Genomic DNA, 19,447 nt, shown 5'->3' with positions numbered 1-19,447 from the left:
AGGCCTTGTCGCGGCTCACGCCGCTGCTAGGCCAGGGAACGAATCGCGCGGCAGGGGTGCGGGGACATCCCGGCCTACACCGCTCCCACGGCGTCGACGCGCGGATCACGGACTTCGTTGCGTTTGCGTCCGGCGATCAGGTCGGCGGCGCGCTCGGCGATCATGATCGTCGGCGCGTTGGTGTTGCCGCCGGGCAGGCGCGGCATCACCGAAGCATCGATCACCCGCAGGCCGTCGACGCCGCGCACGCGCAAATCCGGGTCGACCACCGCGTCGGCGTCGCGGCCCATCCGGCAGGTGCCGATCGGGTGATAGATGCTCTCGGCCTTGGCGCGGACGAAGGCCGCAAGGCCGGCGTCGTCGAGGTCGTCGCGGTCCGGGAAGATCGGGGCGCCGCGGTAGCGGTCGAACGCGGGCTGGGCGAGCACGTCGCGCGACAGCCGCGCGCATTCGACCATCATCCGCATGTCGAAGCCGTCGGCGTCGCCGAGATAGTTCGCCTCGATTCGCACCTTGTCGGCGGCACGGTCGCTGACCAGGCTCAGGCGTCCGCGACTGCGCGGGCGCAGGAAGCAGGCGTGCACGGTGAAACCGTCGCCGGGCAGGCGGTTGCGGCCGTGATCGTCGAGCAGGGCGGGGACGAAGTGAAGCTGGACATCGGCGCGCGCATCCGGCGCCAGCGGCGAACGGACGAAGGCGCCGGCCTCGGCGACATTGCTGCTGCCGACGCCGCTGTGGCCACGCAGGTAGTAGTCGAAGGCGATGCGCAGGTCGCTGACGCGATCGTAGGTGATCGGCTGCGTGCACTGCCGCAGGGTGCAGATGTCGAGGTGGTCCTGCAGATTCTCGCCGACCTGCGCTGCGTCGACGAGCACCTCGATGCCATGCCGGCGCAGCTGCGCGGCCGGACCGATGCCCGACAGCATCAGCGTCTGTGGCGAGTTCAGCGCGCCGCCGCACAGCAGCACCTCGCCCGAGCAGGGCTGGTGGAAGGCGCGGCCGCCGACGTTGTAGGTCACTCCGTTGGCGCGCGGCGTGCCGCCGCGGCCGGGCTCGAAGGTGATCCGGGACACCATCGCGCCGGTCACGATCTCCAGGTTGTCGCGCGGCCTCGCCGGATCCAGATAGGCGACCGCGCTGGAGCAGCGGGCGCCCTGCTTCTGGGTGACCTGGTAGAGGCCGAAGCCTTCCTGGGTCGGGCCGCTGAAGTCGTCGTTGCGCGGGTAGCCGGCCTGCGTTCCGGCTTCGATGAAGGCATGCGAGAGCGGATTGCTGTGGCGCAGCTCGGACACGTGCAGCGGGCCGGCGTCGCCGTGCAGGGCGTCGCCGCCGCGCTGGTTGTGTTCGGCGCGGCGGAAGTAGGGCAGCACGTTGTCCCAGTGCCAGCCGTCGGCGCCGAGCGCCGCCCACTCGTCGTAGTCGCCGGGGACGCCGCGGGTGTAGCACATCGCATTGATCGAGCTGGAACCGCCCAGTACCTTGCCGCGTGGCCACCACAGCGTGCGACCGTCGAGCTGCGGTTCCGGCGCGGTGTAGTAATCCCAGTTCAGGCGCTTGATCCCGACCAGCTTGGCGATGCCGGCCGGCATGTGGATGAAGGGATGGCGGTCGCGCGGTCCGGCTTCCAGCAGCAGCACGCGCACGTCCGGGTCCTCCGACAACCGGTTGGCGAGTACGCAGCCGGCCGAACCGGCACCGATGATGATGTAGTCGTACACAGGCGGACCCACGGAATGACCCTTCGACCGTAAGCAGGCCGATTAGAGCAAATGCTCGTGGCGGGGCGTATTGGAATGCCGACGACGGTACGCATTCCGGGGCGGCGGCGTCGATACCGGACACGCGAGGCTGATAGCATCGGCCCGCCGCCCGTGCGGTCCGCCCCATCCATGTCAGCAGGCACCCGATGACCGAAGCCGTCCCGTCAGGGCATCGCACACGCAATGACGCGGCGAAGGGCTGGCGCCGTTTCCGCGCGGAGCTGGCGGAGTCGCCGCCGCTGTGGTGGGCGATGCTGTATTTCTTCAGCCTGCTGTGCGGCTACTACGTGCTGCGGCCGATGCGCGATGCGATGGGGGCTTCCGGCGACGCGATGGCGGTGTTCCCGCCCGCCCTGCTGGCCTGGGCGGCCGGCCATGGCATCGACCTGCAGGACTACACCCTGCAGACCCTGTTCACCGGCACCTTCGTGGTCATGGTGCTGCTGCAGCCGATCTACGGCGCCCTGGTGGCGCACTTCCCGCGGCGGGTGTTCCTGCCGGTGGTCTATCTGTTCTTCATCGCCTGCCTGCTGGGCTTCTACTGGATCTTCCATCACACGGTGCCCGGTCGTGGCGGCCTGTTCTTCATCTGGGTCGCGGTGTTCAACATGTTCGCGGTCACCGTGTTCTGGAGCTTCATGGCCGATGTGTTCGACAACGACCATGCCAAGCGCTTCTACGGCTACATCGGCGCCGGCGGCACCCTCGGCGCGCTGGCGGGACCCGCGCTGACCACCGCCCTGGTCGGCCGGTTGGGCGTGGCCAACCTGCTGCTGGTGTCGGCCGGCTTCCTGGCCCTGTGCCTGCTGTGCATCCTGAGGCTGCGACCGTGGGCGATCCGGCGCGAGCGTATGCATCACGACGCCAGTGGCGAGCGGGCGATGGGCGGATCGATCATCGCCGGCCTGCGCCTGGTCTGGTCGCGTCCACTGTTGCGGGCGCTGGCGCTGCTGCTGTTCTTCGGTGTCGGTGTCGGCACCCTGCTGTACAACGAGCAGGCGGCGATCGTGAAGGCGTTCTATCCGGATCCGCGCGATGCGACCCGCTACTATTCGCTGATCGACGGCTCGGTGAACGCGCTGACCCTGCTGATCCAGCTGCTGCTGACACGCTGGCTGTTGCGGCGCTACGGGGTGGCCCCGGCGCTGCTGATTCCGGCCTTTGCGATCCTCGCCGGCTACGCCCTGCTGGCGATGTCGCCGCTGCCGCTGCTGGTGGCGGTGACCCAGGTCGCGACCCGCGCCGGCGAGTTCTCGCTGGGCAAGCCCGGTCGCGAGACCCTCTATACCCGGGTCGACCGCGAGTCGCGCTACAAGGCCAAGGCGGTGATCGATACCGTGGTCTATCGGGGCGCCGACCTGACCTTCGTCTGGGTGCACAAGGCGCTGGCCGTGTTCGGCAGCCGGGTGGTGTTCGTGGCCGGCATCGGCGTGGCCGCCGGCCTGGCGATGGCGGCGTGGCGGGTGGTCCGCGCGCAGCGCGGCCTGCCCGAGGACGGGCTGGCCGACGCCGGAGGCAGCGGCAACCGCGAAGCCGGATGACCAATGGCCGATGGCCGCGCCCGCCCATGCGGTCACAGTCTGGGACGGAAACGGTACATGGCAGGGAGATGGGCGATGTCGATCGGAAGACGTGAAGTGTTGCTGGGAGGGTTGGGCGCCGCGATAGCGATGGCCCTGCCGGGTTGCGGCGCGATGATGCGCGGAGCGGCCGCCGAGGCCGAGGCGGCGCCGCGCGAAGACGCCGGTGGCGGCCTGCGCATCCTGGTGATGGGCGGTACCGGCTTTCTCGGTCCGCATTTCGTCGAGGCGGCACGGGCCCGCGGTCACCGGCTGACCCTGTTCAATCGCGGCAAGACCAACCCCGAACGCTTCAGCGGGGCGGAGTACGCCGACGTCGAGCAGCTCCACGGCGACCGCAAGAGCGATCTGTCGGCGCTCGACGCCGGCCAGCGCTGGGACGTGGTGCTCGACACCTCGGCCTATGTCCCGGCCGATGTGACCCGTTCCACGCGGCTGCTTGCGCCGCGGATCGGCCAGTATCTGGTGGTGTCGACGGTGTCGGTGTATGCGCGCAACGACCTGCCCGGCATGGACGAGGACGGCGCCCTGATCGAGCTGCCGGACCCGACCGTCACCGAGGTCAACGGCGAGACCTACGGCGGGCTCAAGGCCCTGTGCGAGCGCGCGGCCGAGGCTGAGATGCCGGAGCGGACCACGATCGTGCGTCCGGGCCTGATCGTCGGTCCGGGCGATACCACCGACCGTTTCACCTACTGGCCGGCGCGGGCCGACCGCGGCGGCGAGATTCTCGCCCCCGGCCGCCCCGACGGGCCGACCCAGTTCATCGACGTGCGCGACCTGGCCGCATTCCTCCTGCACCTTCTGGAGCAGCGCACGGTCGGCACCTTCAACGCCGACGCTCCGGCCGGTGCGCTGACGATGGGCCGGTTGCTGGAGACCTGCCAGCAGGTCGCGCGGCGGATGAACGTGATGAACTGCATCACCACGCCGTGTCCGCAGCCGCCCGGGGCCAGCTCGACGCTGACTTGGGTGCCGGCCGACTTCCTCGAACGGCACGAGGTCCAGCCCTGGCGCGACATGCCGGCCTGGATCCCGGCCGAAGGCGAGTACGCCGGGTTCGGGCATACCTCCAGCGCACGCGCGCAGGCGGCCGGGCTTGGCTATCGCCCGCTCGAGGACACCGTGCGCGACACCCTCGCCTGGTGGCGCGAGCAGCCCGCCGAGCGGCGCGCCAAGCCGCGTGCCGGACTCGATGCCGCGCGGGAGCGGGAGGTGCTTGTGGCATGGCATCGGGAACGGATTGGATAGCGCGCGCGCCGGCGCGGACATCGGCGGTCGCGTTTGCGATCGCCGCGGCCGCGCTCGCTGCCGCCATGGCGGCGCAGGCCTCGCCACGGGTGGAGCGGCGTGTCAGCCATTATCCGGTCGACGGCCAGTCGCGCGCCGCCTGGGTGGCGCAGATGCGCGCGAAAGGGCCGGTGGATCCGGTCAGCGGGCGACGCTACAGCGGCTATACGGAATGGCAGGTCACCTGGTCGTGGCAGAGCTGGCCACTCGGGGATGGGCAGTGCCAGATCGCCTACTGGGATGTGGCGGTGGACATCACGATCACCCTGCCGGAATGGCGCGGGCGCGTCGGTGCCGGTTCCATGCTGGTATCGCAATGGGACCGGTTCCTGGCCGATCTGAACGTGCACGAGGCGGTGCACGCGGGCCACGGCGAGCAGGCTGCGGCGGAGATCGAGCGCATGTTCCAGGCGCTGCCACAACGGCTGCCCTGCAATGGGTCGCGCAGGGACATCGATCGCGCCGCGCGCGAGATCATCGCCGACTTCAGGCGCCGCGACCGCGAGTTCGACCGCCGCACCCGCCACGGCATCCTGCCCTGACCCGGCGGCCGCCGGCTATGCCTTCGCCGGCTTCGGCGACACCCACATTGTGATTCGGGCGCTGAACACCGCCTCGCCGGCGTCGTTGCCGACCTCGACCACGACCGGCAGTTCGTAGCCGGCGTCGGCGGCTTCGATCGGACGCTCCGGTGTCGCCACCGCATGCATGCGGCCGCGCGCCCTCGCCAGGTAGGCGACGCTCATGCCCTTTGGGATCCAGCGCATGCCGCGCGGCAGACTGGCATCGAGCATCACCCCGCCGGCCAGCTCGGCCAGGTTGCACAATGCGATCGCGTGGACGGTGCCGATGTGGTTGTGGACCGCGCGGCGGTCGCGCATCCGCACCTCGCAGCGTCCGGGCTCCAGCACCTGGAACCGCGGGGCGATCGTCGAGAAGTAGGGTGCCTTGAGGCAGACCGCGCGCGAGAACAGCCAGCGCCCCGCGGGCCAGCGGGTCATGCGGCGCCAGGTGGCTAGCAGCGGCGCGACGTATCCGGTATCGCTCATGCATGTCTCCCGCGGATGCGAAGACGGCGGGTTGCCCCGCCGTCTTCCTGGTCCCGTCGTTCGCCGTCAGGCGGCGTCGCGCCGGGCGGCTTCGATGCGGTCGCTGTAGTAGCCCGCCGAGCGCAGCTCCCAGGCCTCGAAGTCGTCGACCGAGATCGCGTCGATGGTCATCTCGCGCAGGGCCTCGAGCTGCTTGCGCTCCTCGGCGGTGATCCAGCCTTCGCGGACCCCCTCGTCGAGCTGGGCGGCGAAGTCCAGCGCCTCGATGTCGCTGTTCTTCAGTGCCTTCAGGAACTTGCGCTCGACCGGTTCGGCCAGCACCACCTGCGGCAGGTAGCTGGCGATGCGACCGGCCGGGTTGTTCGCGCAGGGGGTCAGGAAGATGCCGCGGGCAAGGCGGTCGCGGGCATCGTTGGGCGACATCAGCAGGGCCGCGGTCTTGTGGCCGAGGCGGTCGCTCGGCGCCTGCGCGCGGCGGCCCCACGGGAACACCAGCATCCACAGCAGCCAGCCGACCGGACGGATCGGGAAGTTGCGCAGCGCCGACGACAGCGCGATCTCCATCTTGTGCACGCTGTTGTGGAACGACCAGGCCAGCAGCGGCTGGTCGGACGCCGGGCGGCCTTCGTCCTCGTAGCGCTTGAGCATCGCGCTGGCAATGTACAGGTGGCTGAGCACGTCGCCGAGGCGGCCGGACAGCGATTCCTTGAACTTCAGCTTGCCGCCCAGCAGCAGCATCGAGGTGTCGGCCATCAGCGCCAGCGCCGCCGAGTAGCGGTTGAGCTTGCGGTAGTAGCGGCGGGTGTAGGTATCGCCCGGGGCGCTGCCGATGCGTGCGCCGGTCAGGCCGAACCACCAACTGCGAACCGCGTTGGAGATCGCGAAGCCGATGTGGCCGAACAGGTTGCGGTCGAACTCGCGCAGGCGCTCGCCCGGATCGGGCAGGGTTGCGGCCTTCATTTCCTTCAGCACCCACGGGTGGCAGAGGATCGCGCCCTGGCCGAAGATCATCAGCGAGCGGGTCATGATGTTCGCGCCTTCCACGGTGATCGCGATCGGCGAGGCCTGCCAGCCGCGGCCGAGGTAGTTCTTCGGTCCGAGGATGATGCCCTTGCCGCCGTGGATGTCCATCGCATCCTTGGCCGCCTCGCGGCCCATCTCGGTGCAGTGGTATTTGGAGATCGTCGACGGCACCGCCGGCAGCTCGCCGCGCGCGACCGCCGCCGCCGAGGCCTCCGACAAGGCGCTGGCGGCGTAGGCGTTGCCGGCGATCCGCGCCAGCGCCTCCTCGACGCCCTCGAAGCGGCCGATCGACAGGCCGAACTGCTTGCGGATGCGGGCGTAGGCGCCGGTCACCACCGCCGCCATCTTGGCACCGCCGCTGGCGGTCGAGGGCAGGGTGATCGAGCGGCCGATCGACAGGCATTCCACCAGCATCTGCCAGCCCTTGCCGGCGTAGGCCTCGCCACCGATCAGCTGGCTCAGCGGGATGAAGACCTCCTTGCCGTGGATCGGGCCGTTCTGGAACGGCGAGTTCAGCGGGAAGTGGCGGCGGCCGATCTCGACCCCGTCGGTGTCGCGCGGCACCAGCGCCAGGGTGATGCCGATGTCGCGCTTGTCGCCGATCAGGCCGTCCGGGTCGTACATGCGGAAGGCCAGGCCGATCAGGCTGGCGACCGGCGCCAGGGTGATGTAGCGCTTGTCGAAGGTCAGTTTCACGCCGACCACGCGGGCGCCGTTCCAGTCGCCCATGCAGACGATGCCGTAGTCGGGGATCGAGGTCGCGTCCGAGCCGGCCCAGGGGCCGGTCAGGCCGAAGCAGGGCACCTCGCGGCCGTCGGCCAGGCGCGGCAGGTAATAGTCTTTCTGCTCCTGGGTGCCGTAGTGCATCAGCAGCTCGGCCGGGCCCAGCGAGTTGGGCACGCCCACCGTCGAGCTGACCACGCTGGACACCGCGGCCAGCTTCTGGATCACCTTGTGGTTGGCCAGCGCGGTGAGGCCCAGGCCGCCGTATTCCTTCGGCACGATCATGCCGAAGAACTTGTTCTTCTTGATGAAGTCCCACAGTTCCGGCGGCAGGTCGGCGCGGACGTGGGTGATCTCCCAGTCGTTGACCATCGCGCACAGTTCCTCGACCGGGCCGTCGAGGAAGGCCTGCTCGTCCTCGCGCAGGGTCGGCTTGGGCTGGCTCAGCAGCGCGTTCCAGTCGGGCTTGCCGGAGAACAGTTCGCCCTCGAAGCCGACCGTGCCGGCCTCCAGCGCGACCCGCTCGGTCTCCGACAGCGGCGGCAGGATCCTGGTGTAGAACTTCAGCAACGGCGCGGTGATCAGCGGCAGGCGGATCGCCGGAAGCAGCAGCGGGATCGCGGCCAATGCCAGCAGCGCGCCGGCGACGATGCTGGCGACCGTGCTGGCGCCCAGCAGCCAGGCGGCGACCAGGGCGGTCGCGCCGATCGCGACCCATACCGCCAGCCGCAGCCGGTGATAGGCCGCTGCCAGACTGACGACCAGCAGGACAAGGAAGGGGATCGCGATGCTCATGGCGACACTCCGGAAAACGTGTGCGACAACGACGGAAGGACGGACCGCGCGCTTCCTGTCGGGACGGCCGGAAGGCCGTTTCCGGCCATCCTGCCGGTTTCGCTGCGAAGGTACGGTGACCTGGCAGGAACGACGCCGGCTGCATCAGGCCAGGCATGCCGGATGCGGACGCTGGAGTCGCGCGGTGTTAACATACGCTTGAGTATGGTTTGCGTCTCCGGCGCCTGTCAAGGCGCCTGTCAACCAGCGCCGCTTGTCCGCATACTGTCCCCCACCCATCCGTATGGTTACACTTGTCACCATGACCGCCACCCGGATCGATCCCGTCCCATCGAAGCCCGAGCGGAGTGGGCGCCTGAGCGCCGACGACTGGGCCCAGGCCGCGCTCGACCTGATCGCCGAGCAGGGCGTGGCCGCGGTCGCGGTCGAGCCGCTCGCGCGCCGCCTCGGCGTGACCAAGGGCAGCTTCTACTGGCACTTTCCCTCGCGCGACGCGCTGCTGGTCGCGGCGCTGGAGCGCTGGGAGAAGTTCGAGCAGGAAGAAGTGTTCGGCCAGCTCGAGCCGATCCCCGACCCGCGCCAGCGCCTGCGCGCGCTGTTCAGCGTGGTCGCGCACGAGGTCAAATCGCACATCGTCTATTCCGAGCTGCTCAAGGCGCTGGACCACCCGGCCGTGCAGCCGGTGATCGGCCGTGTGTCCGACCGTCGCCTGGAGTACCTGACCGCGTCGTTCCGCCAGGTCGGGCTCAGTCGCACCGATGCGCGATACCGCGCGCAACTGCTGTACGCCGCCTATGTCGGATTCCTGCAGCTGAACCTGCAGCTGCACCAGACCCGGATGCAGCACGAGGAGTTCGAGGCCTACGTCGAACACATGATGGACACGTTGATTCCCTCGGCCTGATTGTTGCGACCGGTTTCCGCGGCCCGATCGCCCCGCGCATCGTCGCCGTTCGTCCGCGCGACCGTCCAGGCCGGCCGCATCGCCTTTTCCAATCCGTCTCACCCAGATGTACGTCCCGGAGCAATGCCGTGAATGCCCTTTCCTCTGACGCGTCGAAATCCGCCATCCACCCGTCCGCTGAAGGCAGCTCGCTGGCCGCGCTGAACCAATGGGTGGCCGAGGTCGCCGCGCTGACCCGCCCCGATGCGATCCACTGGTGCGACGGCAGCGACGAGGAGAGCGAGGCGCTGATCGCGCAGATGCAGGCGGATGGCACCCTGCTGCCGCTGAACGCGGAGACCAACCCCGGTAGCTGGCTGCACCGCTCGCATCCCGACGACGTCGCCCGCGTCGAGCACCTGACCTTCGTCTGCACCCGCGAGCAGGCCGACGCCGGTCCGAACAATCACTGGATGGCCCCGGACGAGGCGCACGCCAAGGTCGATGCGCTGTTCGACGGTTGCATGCGTGGCCGCACCCTGTACGTGATCCCGTACTGCATGGGCCCGATCGACTCGCCGCTGTCGCGTTGCGGCGTGGAGATCACCGACAGTCCCTACGTGGTCGCCAACATGCGGCTGATGACCCGGATGGGCGCCGATGCGCTGGCCCGCATCGAGCGCGAGGGGGCGTTCGTCAAGGGACTGCACTCGATCGGCGAACTCGACCCCGAGCGTCGCTTCATCATGCACTTCCCCGAGGAGCTGACGATCAAGTCGTACGGTTCCGGCTACGGCGGCAACGCGCTGCTGGGCAAGAAGTGCCATGCGCTGCGCATCGCCTCCTTCCAGGCCCGCAACGAGGGTTGGCTGGCCGAGCACATGCTGATCGTCGGCATCGAGAATCCGCAGGGCGAGACCCATTACGTCGCCGCCGCGTTTCCGTCGGCCTGCGGCAAGACCAACCTGGCGATGCTGATCCCGCCGGAAGGCTACCGCCGCGACGGCTGGAAGGTGTGGACGGTCGGCGACGACATCTGCTGGATGCGCCCGGGCGCCGACGGCCGTCTCTACGCGATCAATCCGGAAGCCGGCTACTTCGGCGTCGCGCCGGGCACCTCGGCGAAGTCCAACCCGAACGCGCTGGAGACCATCCGCAAGAACACCATCTTCACCAATGTCGGCCTGACCGCCGACGAGCAGCCGTGGTGGGAGGGCCTGGACAACGGCCAGCAGCCGGCCACCGACTGGCGCGGCAACGCCTACGATCCGGACCAGGGACCGGCCGCGCATCCGAACGCGCGTTTCACCGTCAGCGCGAAGCAGTGCCCGAGCTGGTCGCCGATGGCCGAGGACCCGCAGGGCGTGCCGATCAGTGCGATCGTGTTCGGCGGGCGCCGCGCCTCGCTGGTGCCGCTGGTGTTCGAGGCCCGCGACTGGACCCACGGTGTGCTGGTCGGCGCCGCGATGGGCTCGGAAACCACCGCCGCCGCCACCGGCGCGGTCGGGGTGATGCGCCGCGACCCGATGGCGATGAAGCCGTTCTGCGGCTACAACTTCGCCGACTACTTCGGCCACTGGCTGTCGTTCGACAAGACCGGCGCGAAGCTGCCGAAGGTCTTCCACGTCAACTGGTTCCGCAAGGGCGACGACGGCAAGTTCCTGTGGCCGGGCTTCGGCGACAACCTGCGGGTGCTGGAGTGGATGATCGGCCGCGTCAAGGGCGAGGCCGGCGGCGTCGAGACGCCGATCGGCCATCTGCCGACCGCCGACGCGCTCAACCTCGACGGGGTCACCCTGTCCGAGGAAGCGAAGGCCAAGCTGTTCGGCTTCGAGCGGACCGGCTGGAAGGCCGAGTTCGACAGCATCGGCGAGTACCTGGATGGCTACGGTCCGCGCATGCCGCAGGCGTTGAGGGACGAGCAGCAGCGTATCGCCGGCCTGCTGGCCGACTGAATGCGGGGGGCGGCGCGCCGGGGCGGGGCGGACATCCGGTCCGTCGGGCGATGACGGCGGCCGTTCCCGGCGACGCGCCATGACGGCGGCCGCGCCCATCGACGTCAACGGCTACGGTCTGCGTCCGGAGCACGCTCCAGGCTGGCAGGCGGCGGCCGCGCTGGCCCGTCGCGGCGACATGGTCGCGGCGGCCGAGGCGATGCTGGCGATCGCCGAGGCGCAACCGGAGTTCCTGCCGGCGCGGGTGCAGGCGGCCTGGTTCCTGCTCACTGCTGGCCGCTACCGGCGGGCCGCGGCGCTGGCGCGGGAATCGGCCAGGCAGCGGCCGCGCTCGTTCGAGGTCGGCCTGCACCTGGTGCGCCTGCTGCGCCGTTTCGAGGCGCATGCGCTGATCCAGTCACTGGTCGGACAGTTGGAGGTGTCGGCATGCGACGACGCCTCGCTGCTGCTGCAACTGGCGGCCGAGCTGGGTCCGGTCGGTCTGTACGACGAGGTCGAGGCGGTGCTGGCACGGGCCGCGGCGATCGCGCCCGCCGCGCCGCAGATCGATGCCCTGCGCGGCACCCTGGACATGACGGCGGGACGCCACGAGGCCGCACAGACCGCGCTGCGGGGAGCGATTGCCCGTTCGCGCACCGAACTGCCGCATGCGCGCTGGCTGCTGACCCTGCAGCCACGGCCGGAGACGCTGGACGCCGATATCGATGGGATCCGCGCGGCGCTGGGCCGGGTCCGTCCGGGCAGCGAGGGCGAGGCCTATCTGCAACACGGCCTGCACAATCTGTTGCATGCGGCGAAGGATATCGAGGGCGCATGGCGCGCGCTGGAGCGCGGCTGTGCGGTCAAGCGCGCGCTGGAACCCTACGACCGCGACCGTAGCGCGCGCCTGTTCGAGGCGTTGACCGCGCTGCCCGCGGCCGCCGGTCCCGCCGCGCCGGTCGGCGACGACGGCACGCCGCGACTGATCTTCATCGTCGGCATGTACCGTTCCGGCACCAGCGTGGTCGAACGCGTGCTCGGCGGGCACCCGCAGGTCGCCGACGGCGGCGAGAGCTATGTGTTCCCGGCCGTCCTGCGCGAGGTCGCCGACTGCAACCGGCCGGCGCTGTTGGACGTGGAACTGGTCGAGCGACTGGCCGGGCGCGACCTGGGCGAGGCGGGGCGGTCGTTCCGCGCGCATGCGCGCTGGCGTGCCGGCGACCGCGGCGTGTTCACCGAGAAGCTGCCGTCGAACTTCCTCAACATCGGCTTCATCCTGCAGGCGCTGCCGGACGCGCGGATCGTGCACATGTGCCGCGACCCGCTCGACACCTGCTTCTCCAATCTGCGCACCTACTTCGGTCACGACGCGCCGTATGCCTGCGACCAGTCCGATCTGGCCGACTACTACCGGCGCTACCGCGCGTTGATGGCGCACTGGCACCAGCGCCATCCCGGGCGCATCCTCGATGTCGATTACCAGGCCTTCGTCGACGCGCCGGCGGAGCAGGCGGCGCGGCTGATGGCGTTCTGCGGGCTCGATTTCGAGCCGGGAATGCTCGACGTGGGCCGCGAGGGCGGGCATACCGCGACCGCCAGCATCGGCAGCGTGCGCCAGGGCATCCAGCGCAACCGCGGCGGCGCCTGGCGCGCGTATCGCGAGCATCTGGGGCCGTTGATCGAAGCCCTGGGGGCGCTGGCTGGGCCGGACTCGCCGGTGGCCTGAACGGCGGCGATTGACGCGCTGTCGCGGCCTCAGCCGTTCTTCATCCCGAACCAGCAGTTGAACGCGATCGTGATTCGTTCGTCGCGGCCGTAGAACGGCAGCACTTCGTGCTGCACCCAGGACGGGAACAGGACCAGCTGCCCGGCCTTGAAGCGGATGCTCCAGGTGCCGTGATGGTAGGGCGGCCGCAGCCGCGAGTTGCCGGCGTCGGTGAAGTAGGAGCTGTAGTGGTGCGGGCTGTGGAAACGCAGGATGCCCGATTCGGGCCGGTCCTCGGGGGTTTCGCCCGGATCGACGCAGTAGACCCCGGACCACGAGGCCATCGGATGGGTATGCATGATCGTGAAGCCGCCGTGGCGGGTCACGTGGAACCAGGTGTGCGAGAAGATCTGCACCTGCTGCATCTGCTCGGCGCTGTACTGGTTGAGGTCCTGGACCAGACGGCCGAGCGCGGTCCAGCAGAACAGCCGCAGTTGCTGGATGCACGGGTCGGGCCAGGCGAACAGGTTGAAGTCGCTCTCGAACACGCCCGGATGCTGCCGCAGCGACGGATTCGGGTTGGCATAGCGCTCGCCCTCGGCCTCGCGTGCCAGCAACAGCGACTTGATCTGGGCGTTGAGCCGATCCGCATCCGGGTGCGTGTCCTGCGCCATCGGAACGGCGAACATCGGGCTGATCTCAAGGGCCATGGCGCGGGCTCCGGGTGGCGGCGCAGGAGCGCCGATGACGACGGCAGACAGAACTACGGCCCCTTTCGGGGCCGTAGCAAGGTAACGCAGGATCGGGTCGATCAGAACTTCTGGGTGTAGCGCATGTAGAAGAAGCGACCCGGGACTTCGTACTGCGGATCGAAGCTGTTCGCGAACGTGGTCGCCGAGAACGGCGGATCCTTGTCGAAGACGTTGTTCACGCCGATCGCGATCTTCGCGTTCCACGGAGCGTTCCAGTAAGCGCTCAGATCGTGGTAGGTCACGCTCGGGATGTGGTTCTCCGCGCGTGCGCCAAGCGCCGTGCGACGGGTCGGATCCGAGCAGATGATCGGGATCTGGGACGCGGAAACGACACCGGTGCACAGCTCGTCCTGACCGGAGTAGTAGCGGGCGTTCCAGGTCGCACCCCAATCGCCCATCTCCCAGCGCGCCGCCAGGTTGGAGCGGATGCGCCAGTTGTTGTTGCGATCGGTGTACTCGCCGACCTGGTTGCCGCCCTCGCCGACCAGCGGGTCGTCCGTCACCACGCCGTCGCCGTCAAGATCCTGCTCGAAGTTGGCCAGGTAGGTGGTGTCCCAGACGAACGAGAACTTGCCCCACGCGGTCTCCGGCAGGCGATAGCCGACGGTCATGTCGTAGCCTTCGACATCGACGCTGCCGATGTTCAGGCCGGCCGACAGCAGGTCGGTGATGAAGCCGCCGCCGCCACGGGTGACCAGGCTGCAGGCCTGGGCGTTGCCCTCACGGTAGCAGTCGTTGAGGATCTGCTGGCCCGAGAAGTTGCTGATGGTGTCGCTCAGCTCGATCTTCCACCAGTCCAGCGAGATGTCGAAGCCTTCCAGCCAGCTCGGGTTGTAGACGAAGCCGAAGGTGTAGTTCTCCGCCTTCTCCGGCAGCAGGTTCGGATTGCCACCGACGCTGATGCGGATCTGGGTGTTGATCTGGCCATAACCGCCGGCCGGCACGCCCGCGGCGGTACAACGGGCCTGGGCAGCGGGGCTCAGACCACCGAAGTTGGCCGAGTTACACGGATCGTCGATGTTCGGGAAGCTGTCGCCCACACCGGTGAACAGCTCGCTGATCGACGGCGCGCGGAAGCCCTCGGCGTAGTTGCCGCGGATCAGCAGGTCGTCGATCGGCTTCCAGCGGAAACCGAACTTGCTGTTCAGGGTGTCGCCGAAGTTGCTGTAGTCCGAGTAGCGGGTGGCGATGCTGAAGTCCAGCAGGCGGGCGCCCGGGACGTCGCTCAGCACCGGGATCGCCAGCTCGAGGTAGGCCTCGTCGAGCTTGTAGCTGCCCTGGGTGGCGGTACGCGAGTTGCCGGTGGTGTCGCCGGCGTTGATCAGCGCGTCCGGACGGTCGAAGCCCGACTCTTCGCGGTGCTCCAGGCCGAACGAGAAGGCCAGCGGGCCGCCCGGCAGGTCGAACAGGTCGCCGCCGATGCTGGCGTAGTAGCTCTTCTGCTTGTACTGGAACTGATCGTGCGCCTCGAAGGTGAGGTACTGCAGCATTTCCGGGGTCAGCGAACCGGCGCCGCCCAGGAAGTTGGCCGGCACGCAGCCATTGATCACGGTCGACGCGTCGCCCGGGGTGGTGACGCAGATCGGGTTGCCGCTGCCGTCGATCATCGACGGGCCAAGCGCGTTGCGGATGGCGGTGTAGGTCAGCAGGCCGTTGGTGGAGTTGTTCGCACGGTTCTCACCGTAGAACATGCCCGCTTCCCAGTCGTACGGCTTGTCGGCGATGTCGAAGGTGCCTTCGAACGCGCCGTTGAAGGCGAAGGTGTCGATGTTCTGCTTGAACGAACGACCGCCGGTCTCGACCGCGCGACGCTGGATCCAGTTGATGTCCTGGCCGAACGGGTTGTAGATGCTGTCCTGGCTGATGACGATGTCGGCCGCCTGCGGAGCACCCGGGAAGCCGACGACCACCGGCATGGCGGCCAGCAGCTGCTCGGACTTGCGCTGGTTGTAGGTGACCGTGGTCTTGAAGCGCAGGTTGTCGCTGATGTCCAGCGAGCCGTTGGCGAAGACCGAGATGCGCTCCTGCGGGGTCAGCAGGTAGTTCAGCGGCGCGAAGTTGAAGTTGTCCGAGGTGCCGGCCCACGGCGTGTAGCCGTTCGGGCTGCTCGGATCGACCTTCCACAGGCCATAGCTGCCATCGGGCTGTGCGCAGGCGAAGGTGGTCATGTCGAGGATGCAGTAACGGCCATCCGGGGTGGTCGAGCTGCCGCCGAAGCCCGGGCTGGAGCCGAACACCGGCACCGCCGAGATCTCGCGGTCGCCGGCCCAGACCGGCTCCTGCTTGACGTAACCGACACCCAGCATGGCCGACCAGCGGTCGCCGACGCTGCCGATGGTGAAGTCGTAGGCCTGGGTCTCGCCGTCGCCCTTGTCGAACTGGCCGAGGTAGGCGTTGGCTTCGGCGCCGTCGAAGTTCTGGCGCAGGATCACGTTGACCACGCCGGCGATGGCGTCGGAGCCGTAGATCGAGGACGCGCCGTCCTTCAGGACTTCGATGCGCTCGACCGCGGCGGTCGGGATGGTGTTCAGGTCGACCGCGCCGCCGAGGCCGGTACCGCCCACCCAGCGACGGCCGTTGACCAGCACCAGGGTGCGGTTGGAGCCGAGGTTGCGCAGGCTGACGCGGGTTTCGCCGTTACCACCGTTGTTCATGGTGGTGTTGAGGGTCGAACCGTTGGCGCTGATGTTCTGGATCACATCGCCGACCGAGGTCAGACCCTGGGCTGCGATGTCCTCGCGCGACAGCGAGAAGATCGGCTGCGAGGTCTCGATGTCGGTGCGCTTGATTCGCGAACCGGTCACCTCGATGCGGTCGAGGGTGGTGGCTTCCTGGTCGCCTTCCTGGGCGAAGGCAACGCCCGTTCCGGCGGCGGCAGTGGCGCCCACGGCGAGCGCGAAGGTAATCGCGTCGCGGAGCTGGGTGGTCTTAAGGGTCATCTCTCTCTCCAAGTCAGTCTTGGTTTCCCATGGGAACCTGCCGGTGAAGTCAAGAAAGACGCCAAAACCGGCAAGGTCGGCCGATAGTAGCCCCCTTCGCCAAAAAATTAAAGTGTCGTTAACGAACAAAAAAAGCCGCCCTGCTTGGGGCGGCTTTCTCTTTTTGAATCAGCTGTTTAGATCGAAAAAATAGTTCGGGGCGTGTGAAGATGGCGCCTAGAGGTCCTGTTCATAGCGGACATAGGGCACGGTTCCTTCCTTGTCGCCGGCATCCGGAGCGAACGGATTCTTGCCGCGGGTGACGACATTCTCGGCGCCGACGCTGAGCTGGCCGCTCCAGGGGGTGCGCCAGGTGATGCCCACGCCCAGGCCCTCCCAGTGGCCGGGCTGGCCGGGCACGTCGACCACGCGGCCGACGATGTTGGCGCCGAAATTGCCGACCTCGGCGCCCAGGGTCAGGCTGGTGGTGTTCCAGCGCTCGCTGAAGCCGGCCGGCAGGTCGGCGGCCGGAATCAGGCGCGCGCGCGCCCAGGTGCCGCCGATGGAGACGGTCGCCTCGCGGCCGATGTTCTTCTCGCCGTACAGGGTCAGCGTGTTCTGGTCGAAGCGGCTGTTGCGGCCGTTCGGGCTCATCCACCCGGGCAGGGTGTCGCGGCCTTCGCCGACCAGCACGCCGACGCGGCCGGCATCGTTGCCGACCGAAACCCCGGCATTGACCTCGCGGCTGCCGCCGCGGTTGTCCTGGTCCAGGGCCGCCAGCAGGCAGTGGTTGGCGAGATTGCCGATCGCCGAGGCGAGACCGGTCTTGCGGTTGCAGACCAGGCCGAGGGTATTGCCGGAAGACAGCCCGAAGCTGGTATCCAGGGTGTTGTTGGCGCCAAAGCGCCAGCGGGTGCCGGCCAGCTGGGTGCCGGTGGGCTCCAGCAGCAGCACCGCCTCGAGCTTGCCGCTGGCGTTGTTCCAGACCGGCAGCACGGTGGAATCGGACGGGGCCGCCGCGGGCGCGGTGCTCTGTGCATGCGCAGCCGTCGCCGTGCCCAGGGCGAGCAGCAGGGTCAGCGGCAATTGGAGCAGTCGCGTGCGCATTGGTCCTTACTTCGACCGGCGCGATGGCCGGTCAGTTCCCCTTTCCAGAGGGCTTGACTATAGGTCTTTAATGTTCATTTAACAATCGTCGCGGGCCGCCTTTGGTCGGCGACGGTCACAAATCGACCCATTCAGTCAGTCATCGGGAATTTCGTCTCATTGCGGCCTTGAGGGACCTTCCAGTTCGACCGCATGGGCCTTGAACAGTTCCCCGATCCTGGCCTGGTCGAACCGGTATTCCCGCCCACAGAACTCACAACGGACATGGGCCTGGCCATCGGCCGCGTCGGCGGCGGCGCGGGCTTCTTCCTCGCCCAGCGAGACCAGCATCGCGGCGACCCGGTCCTCGGAGCAGGAGCAGGCGAATGTCAGCGGCTTGCCGGCGACCTGCTCGACGCCATCCTCGTGGAACAGCCGGTTCAGCAGTTCGCCGGCGGGAAGCGCCAGCAGTTCGTCGCTGCCGAGGGTGTCGAACAGCGCGCCGACGCGGTGCCAGCCGTCCTCGTCGCCTTCGTCGCCGGGAAGCTTCTGCAGCATCAGTCCGGCCGCATGGCGTTCGCCGGCGGCCAGCAACAGGCGCGTGGGCAGTTGCTCGGACTGGACGAAATAGCCTTCGAAGGCATCGGCGAGGTTGTCGGCGTCGAGCGCGACCATGCCCTGGTAGCGCACCGGCTCGCGGCTGCCGACGGCGGGATTCTCGATCGTGATCGCGAGCAGGGCGTCGTCGCCGAGCTGGCGCAGGTCCCGCGACGGGGTGGCGCCGTCCTCCAGGCGCGCGATCCCGCGCAAGGTGCCGGCCGCCGTGCACTCGGCGAACAGGGTGCGCAGCGTGCCGCTGCTGCGCAACTGGATCGAGAGCCGGCCGTCGACCTTGGTGTGGCCGGTGAACAGCGCCGCGGCGGTGCAGGCTTCGCCGAGCAGCTCGGCGGCGGCCTCCGGATAGTCGCCATGTCCACGGATCTGCCGCCAGCTGTCGTCGAGGCGTACGTGCACGCCGCGCACGCCGGCGCGGCCGATCAGGAAGCGGGTGAGCTGGTCGTGGCCGTTGTCGTCGGATGGGCTCATCGGTCGGGAGTCGGAAAAGTCGGAACGGGGCGGGTGTGCGACCCGGCGCCCGATGCGGATAATGCGGACATCGGGCGGATCGCAACGTGGTGTCGCATGAGAATGAGGGCGGGGTGAGGCGGTCACAAGAGCGCGCGACGGGCATGCGGCCCCGGCGCCGGTTGCGACGCCTGCTGCGCTGGATGCTGGCCTTGCCGTTGCTGGCGCTGCTGGCCAGCGTGTTGCAGGTGGGCCTGTTGCGCTTCGTCGACCCGCCGTTCTCGGCATTCATGATGGCCCGCCAGTTCGAGGCCTGGGGCGCGGGCGACGGGACGTTCCGCATCGCCTACGACTGGCGCGACCTGGACCAGGTGTCGGCGCAGCTGCCGCTGGCGGTGATCGCCTCCGAGGACCAGCGCTTTCTCCAGCACCGCGGGTTCGACCTGAAGGCGATCGAAAAGGCGATCCAGAGCAACGAGCGCGGCGGCCGGGTGCGCGGCGGCAGCACGATCAGCCAGCAGACCGCGAAGAACCTGTTCCTGTGGAGCGGCCGTAGCTGGCTGCGCAAGGGCATCGAGGCCTGGTACACGGTGCTGATCGAGACGATGTGGCCCAAGCGCCGGATCATCGAGGTCTACGTGAACGTGGCCGAGTTCGGCGACGGCGTGTACGGAGCGCAGGCGGCGGCCAGGACCTATTTCGGCGTCGACGCCTCGCAGTTGGGTCCGGCCCAGGCGGCGCGGCTGGCGGCGGTGCTGCCCAGTCCGCGTCGCTACAGCGTGGCCCGGCCCGGGCCCTACGTGCAGCGACGCACCCACGCGATCCAGCGCCAGATGCGCAATCTGGGCGGCACCGCCTATCTGGACGGGCTCGAGGACTGACGC

The 19,447-nt window shown here is 68.8% G+C and carries 14 protein-coding genes; 7 read left to right on the top strand and 7 right to left on the bottom strand.

Going from position 1 to position 19,447, the window contains the following annotated elements; translation table 11 throughout:
• Positions 1-74: 74 nt before the first annotated feature.
• Positions 75-1,718: a GMC family oxidoreductase gene (locus tag C9I47_RS14045; protein WP_111267306.1), complete on the bottom strand. Its 1,644-nt coding sequence runs from the start codon at positions 1,716-1,718 to the stop codon at positions 75-77.
• 293 nt (positions 1,719-2,011) lie between these two features.
• Between C9I47_RS14045 and C9I47_RS14040 the strand changes: the two genes are divergently transcribed.
• The 3 genes from C9I47_RS14040 (at position 2,012) to C9I47_RS14030 (ending at position 5,172) form a co-directional block, all read left to right on the top strand.
• Positions 2,012-3,301, top strand: a complete 1,290-nt coding sequence (locus C9I47_RS14040) for an NTP/NDP exchange transporter (RefSeq protein WP_407067527.1) — start codon at positions 2,012-2,014, stop codon at positions 3,299-3,301.
• A gap of 75 nt (positions 3,302-3,376) precedes the next feature.
• The gene (locus tag C9I47_RS14035; protein WP_111267304.1) at positions 3,377-4,591 is read left to right on the top strand and encodes an NAD-dependent epimerase/dehydratase family protein; all 1,215 of its coding nucleotides are present in this window, start codon (positions 3,377-3,379) and stop codon (positions 4,589-4,591) included.
• Positions 4,567-5,172 (top strand): DUF922 domain-containing protein, encoded by a 606-nt coding sequence (locus C9I47_RS14030; RefSeq protein WP_111267303.1) that lies wholly within the window; start codon positions 4,567-4,569, stop codon positions 5,170-5,172. Before C9I47_RS14035 ends, C9I47_RS14030 begins: the two co-directional genes overlap by 25 nt.
• 15 nt (positions 5,173-5,187) lie before the next feature.
• Here the strand turns inward: C9I47_RS14030 and C9I47_RS14025 are convergent, their stop codons facing one another.
• Together C9I47_RS14025 and C9I47_RS14020 are read right to left on the bottom strand one after the other, a co-directional pair.
• Positions 5,188-5,679 carry a hotdog fold domain-containing protein gene (locus tag C9I47_RS14025; RefSeq protein ID WP_111267302.1) on the bottom strand — a complete coding sequence of 164 codons (492 nt, stop codon included), beginning with the start codon at positions 5,677-5,679 and terminating at the stop codon, positions 5,188-5,190.
• 66 nt (positions 5,680-5,745) lie between these two features.
• Positions 5,746-8,220 (bottom strand): acyl-CoA dehydrogenase, encoded by a 2,475-nt coding sequence (locus C9I47_RS14020; protein ID WP_111267301.1) that lies wholly within the window; start codon positions 8,218-8,220, stop codon positions 5,746-5,748.
• Positions 8,221-8,521: 301 nt separating this feature from the next.
• Between C9I47_RS14020 and C9I47_RS14015 the strand changes: the two genes are divergently transcribed.
• The 3 genes from C9I47_RS14015 to C9I47_RS14005 all read left to right on the top strand — a co-directional run bounded on the left by C9I47_RS14015 (position 8,522) and on the right by C9I47_RS14005 (position 12,763).
• Positions 8,522-9,124 (top strand): TetR/AcrR family transcriptional regulator, encoded by a 603-nt coding sequence (locus C9I47_RS14015; protein WP_111267300.1) that lies wholly within the window; start codon positions 8,522-8,524, stop codon positions 9,122-9,124.
• Positions 9,125-9,252: 128 nt separating this feature from the next.
• Positions 9,253-11,058: a phosphoenolpyruvate carboxykinase (GTP) gene (locus C9I47_RS14010; protein ID WP_223250150.1), complete on the top strand. Its 1,806-nt coding sequence runs from the start codon at positions 9,253-9,255 to the stop codon at positions 11,056-11,058.
• A gap of 79 nt (positions 11,059-11,137) precedes the next feature.
• Positions 11,138-12,763, top strand: coding sequence for a sulfotransferase family protein (locus tag C9I47_RS14005; protein WP_111267299.1), 1,626 nt, complete (start codon positions 11,138-11,140; stop codon positions 12,761-12,763).
• Between the two features lie 29 nt (positions 12,764-12,792).
• Here the strand turns inward: C9I47_RS14005 and C9I47_RS14000 are convergent, their stop codons facing one another.
• From C9I47_RS14000 to hslO, 4 genes are all read right to left on the bottom strand, one after another.
• A complete protein-coding gene (locus C9I47_RS14000; protein WP_111267298.1) occupies positions 12,793-13,452 on the bottom strand; it encodes a putative 2OG-Fe(II) oxygenase in 660 nt (219 codons plus the stop codon).
• Between the two features lie 101 nt (positions 13,453-13,553).
• Positions 13,554-16,433, bottom strand: a complete 2,880-nt coding sequence (locus C9I47_RS13995) for a TonB-dependent receptor (protein ID WP_111267297.1) — start codon at positions 16,431-16,433, stop codon at positions 13,554-13,556.
• A gap of 216 nt (positions 16,434-16,649) precedes the next feature.
• Positions 16,650-17,483 carry an XOO1806 family protein gene (locus C9I47_RS13990; protein ID WP_190238664.1) on the bottom strand — a complete coding sequence of 278 codons (834 nt, stop codon included), beginning with the start codon at positions 17,481-17,483 and terminating at the stop codon, positions 16,650-16,652.
• Positions 17,484-17,675: 192 nt separating this feature from the next.
• Entirely contained in the window at positions 17,676-18,584 is a 909-nt protein-coding gene (gene hslO / locus C9I47_RS13985; RefSeq protein WP_111267295.1) for an Hsp33 family molecular chaperone HslO, read from the bottom strand.
• A gap of 143 nt (positions 18,585-18,727) precedes the next feature.
• Here hslO and mtgA point away from each other — a divergent pair, with 143 nt between their 5' ends.
• Positions 18,728-19,444 carry a monofunctional biosynthetic peptidoglycan transglycosylase gene (mtgA, locus tag C9I47_RS13980; protein ID WP_111267294.1) on the top strand — a complete coding sequence of 239 codons (717 nt, stop codon included), beginning with the start codon at positions 18,728-18,730 and terminating at the stop codon, positions 19,442-19,444.
• Positions 19,445-19,447 lie beyond the last annotated feature (3 nt).

This window comes from Marilutibacter maris, assembly GCF_003233695.1.
GTDB classification, from domain to species: domain Bacteria; phylum Pseudomonadota; class Gammaproteobacteria; order Xanthomonadales; family Xanthomonadaceae; genus Marilutibacter; species Marilutibacter maris.
The sequence above is the reverse complement of the archived record's forward strand: the minus strand, read 5'-3'. Positions and strand labels throughout refer to the sequence as shown.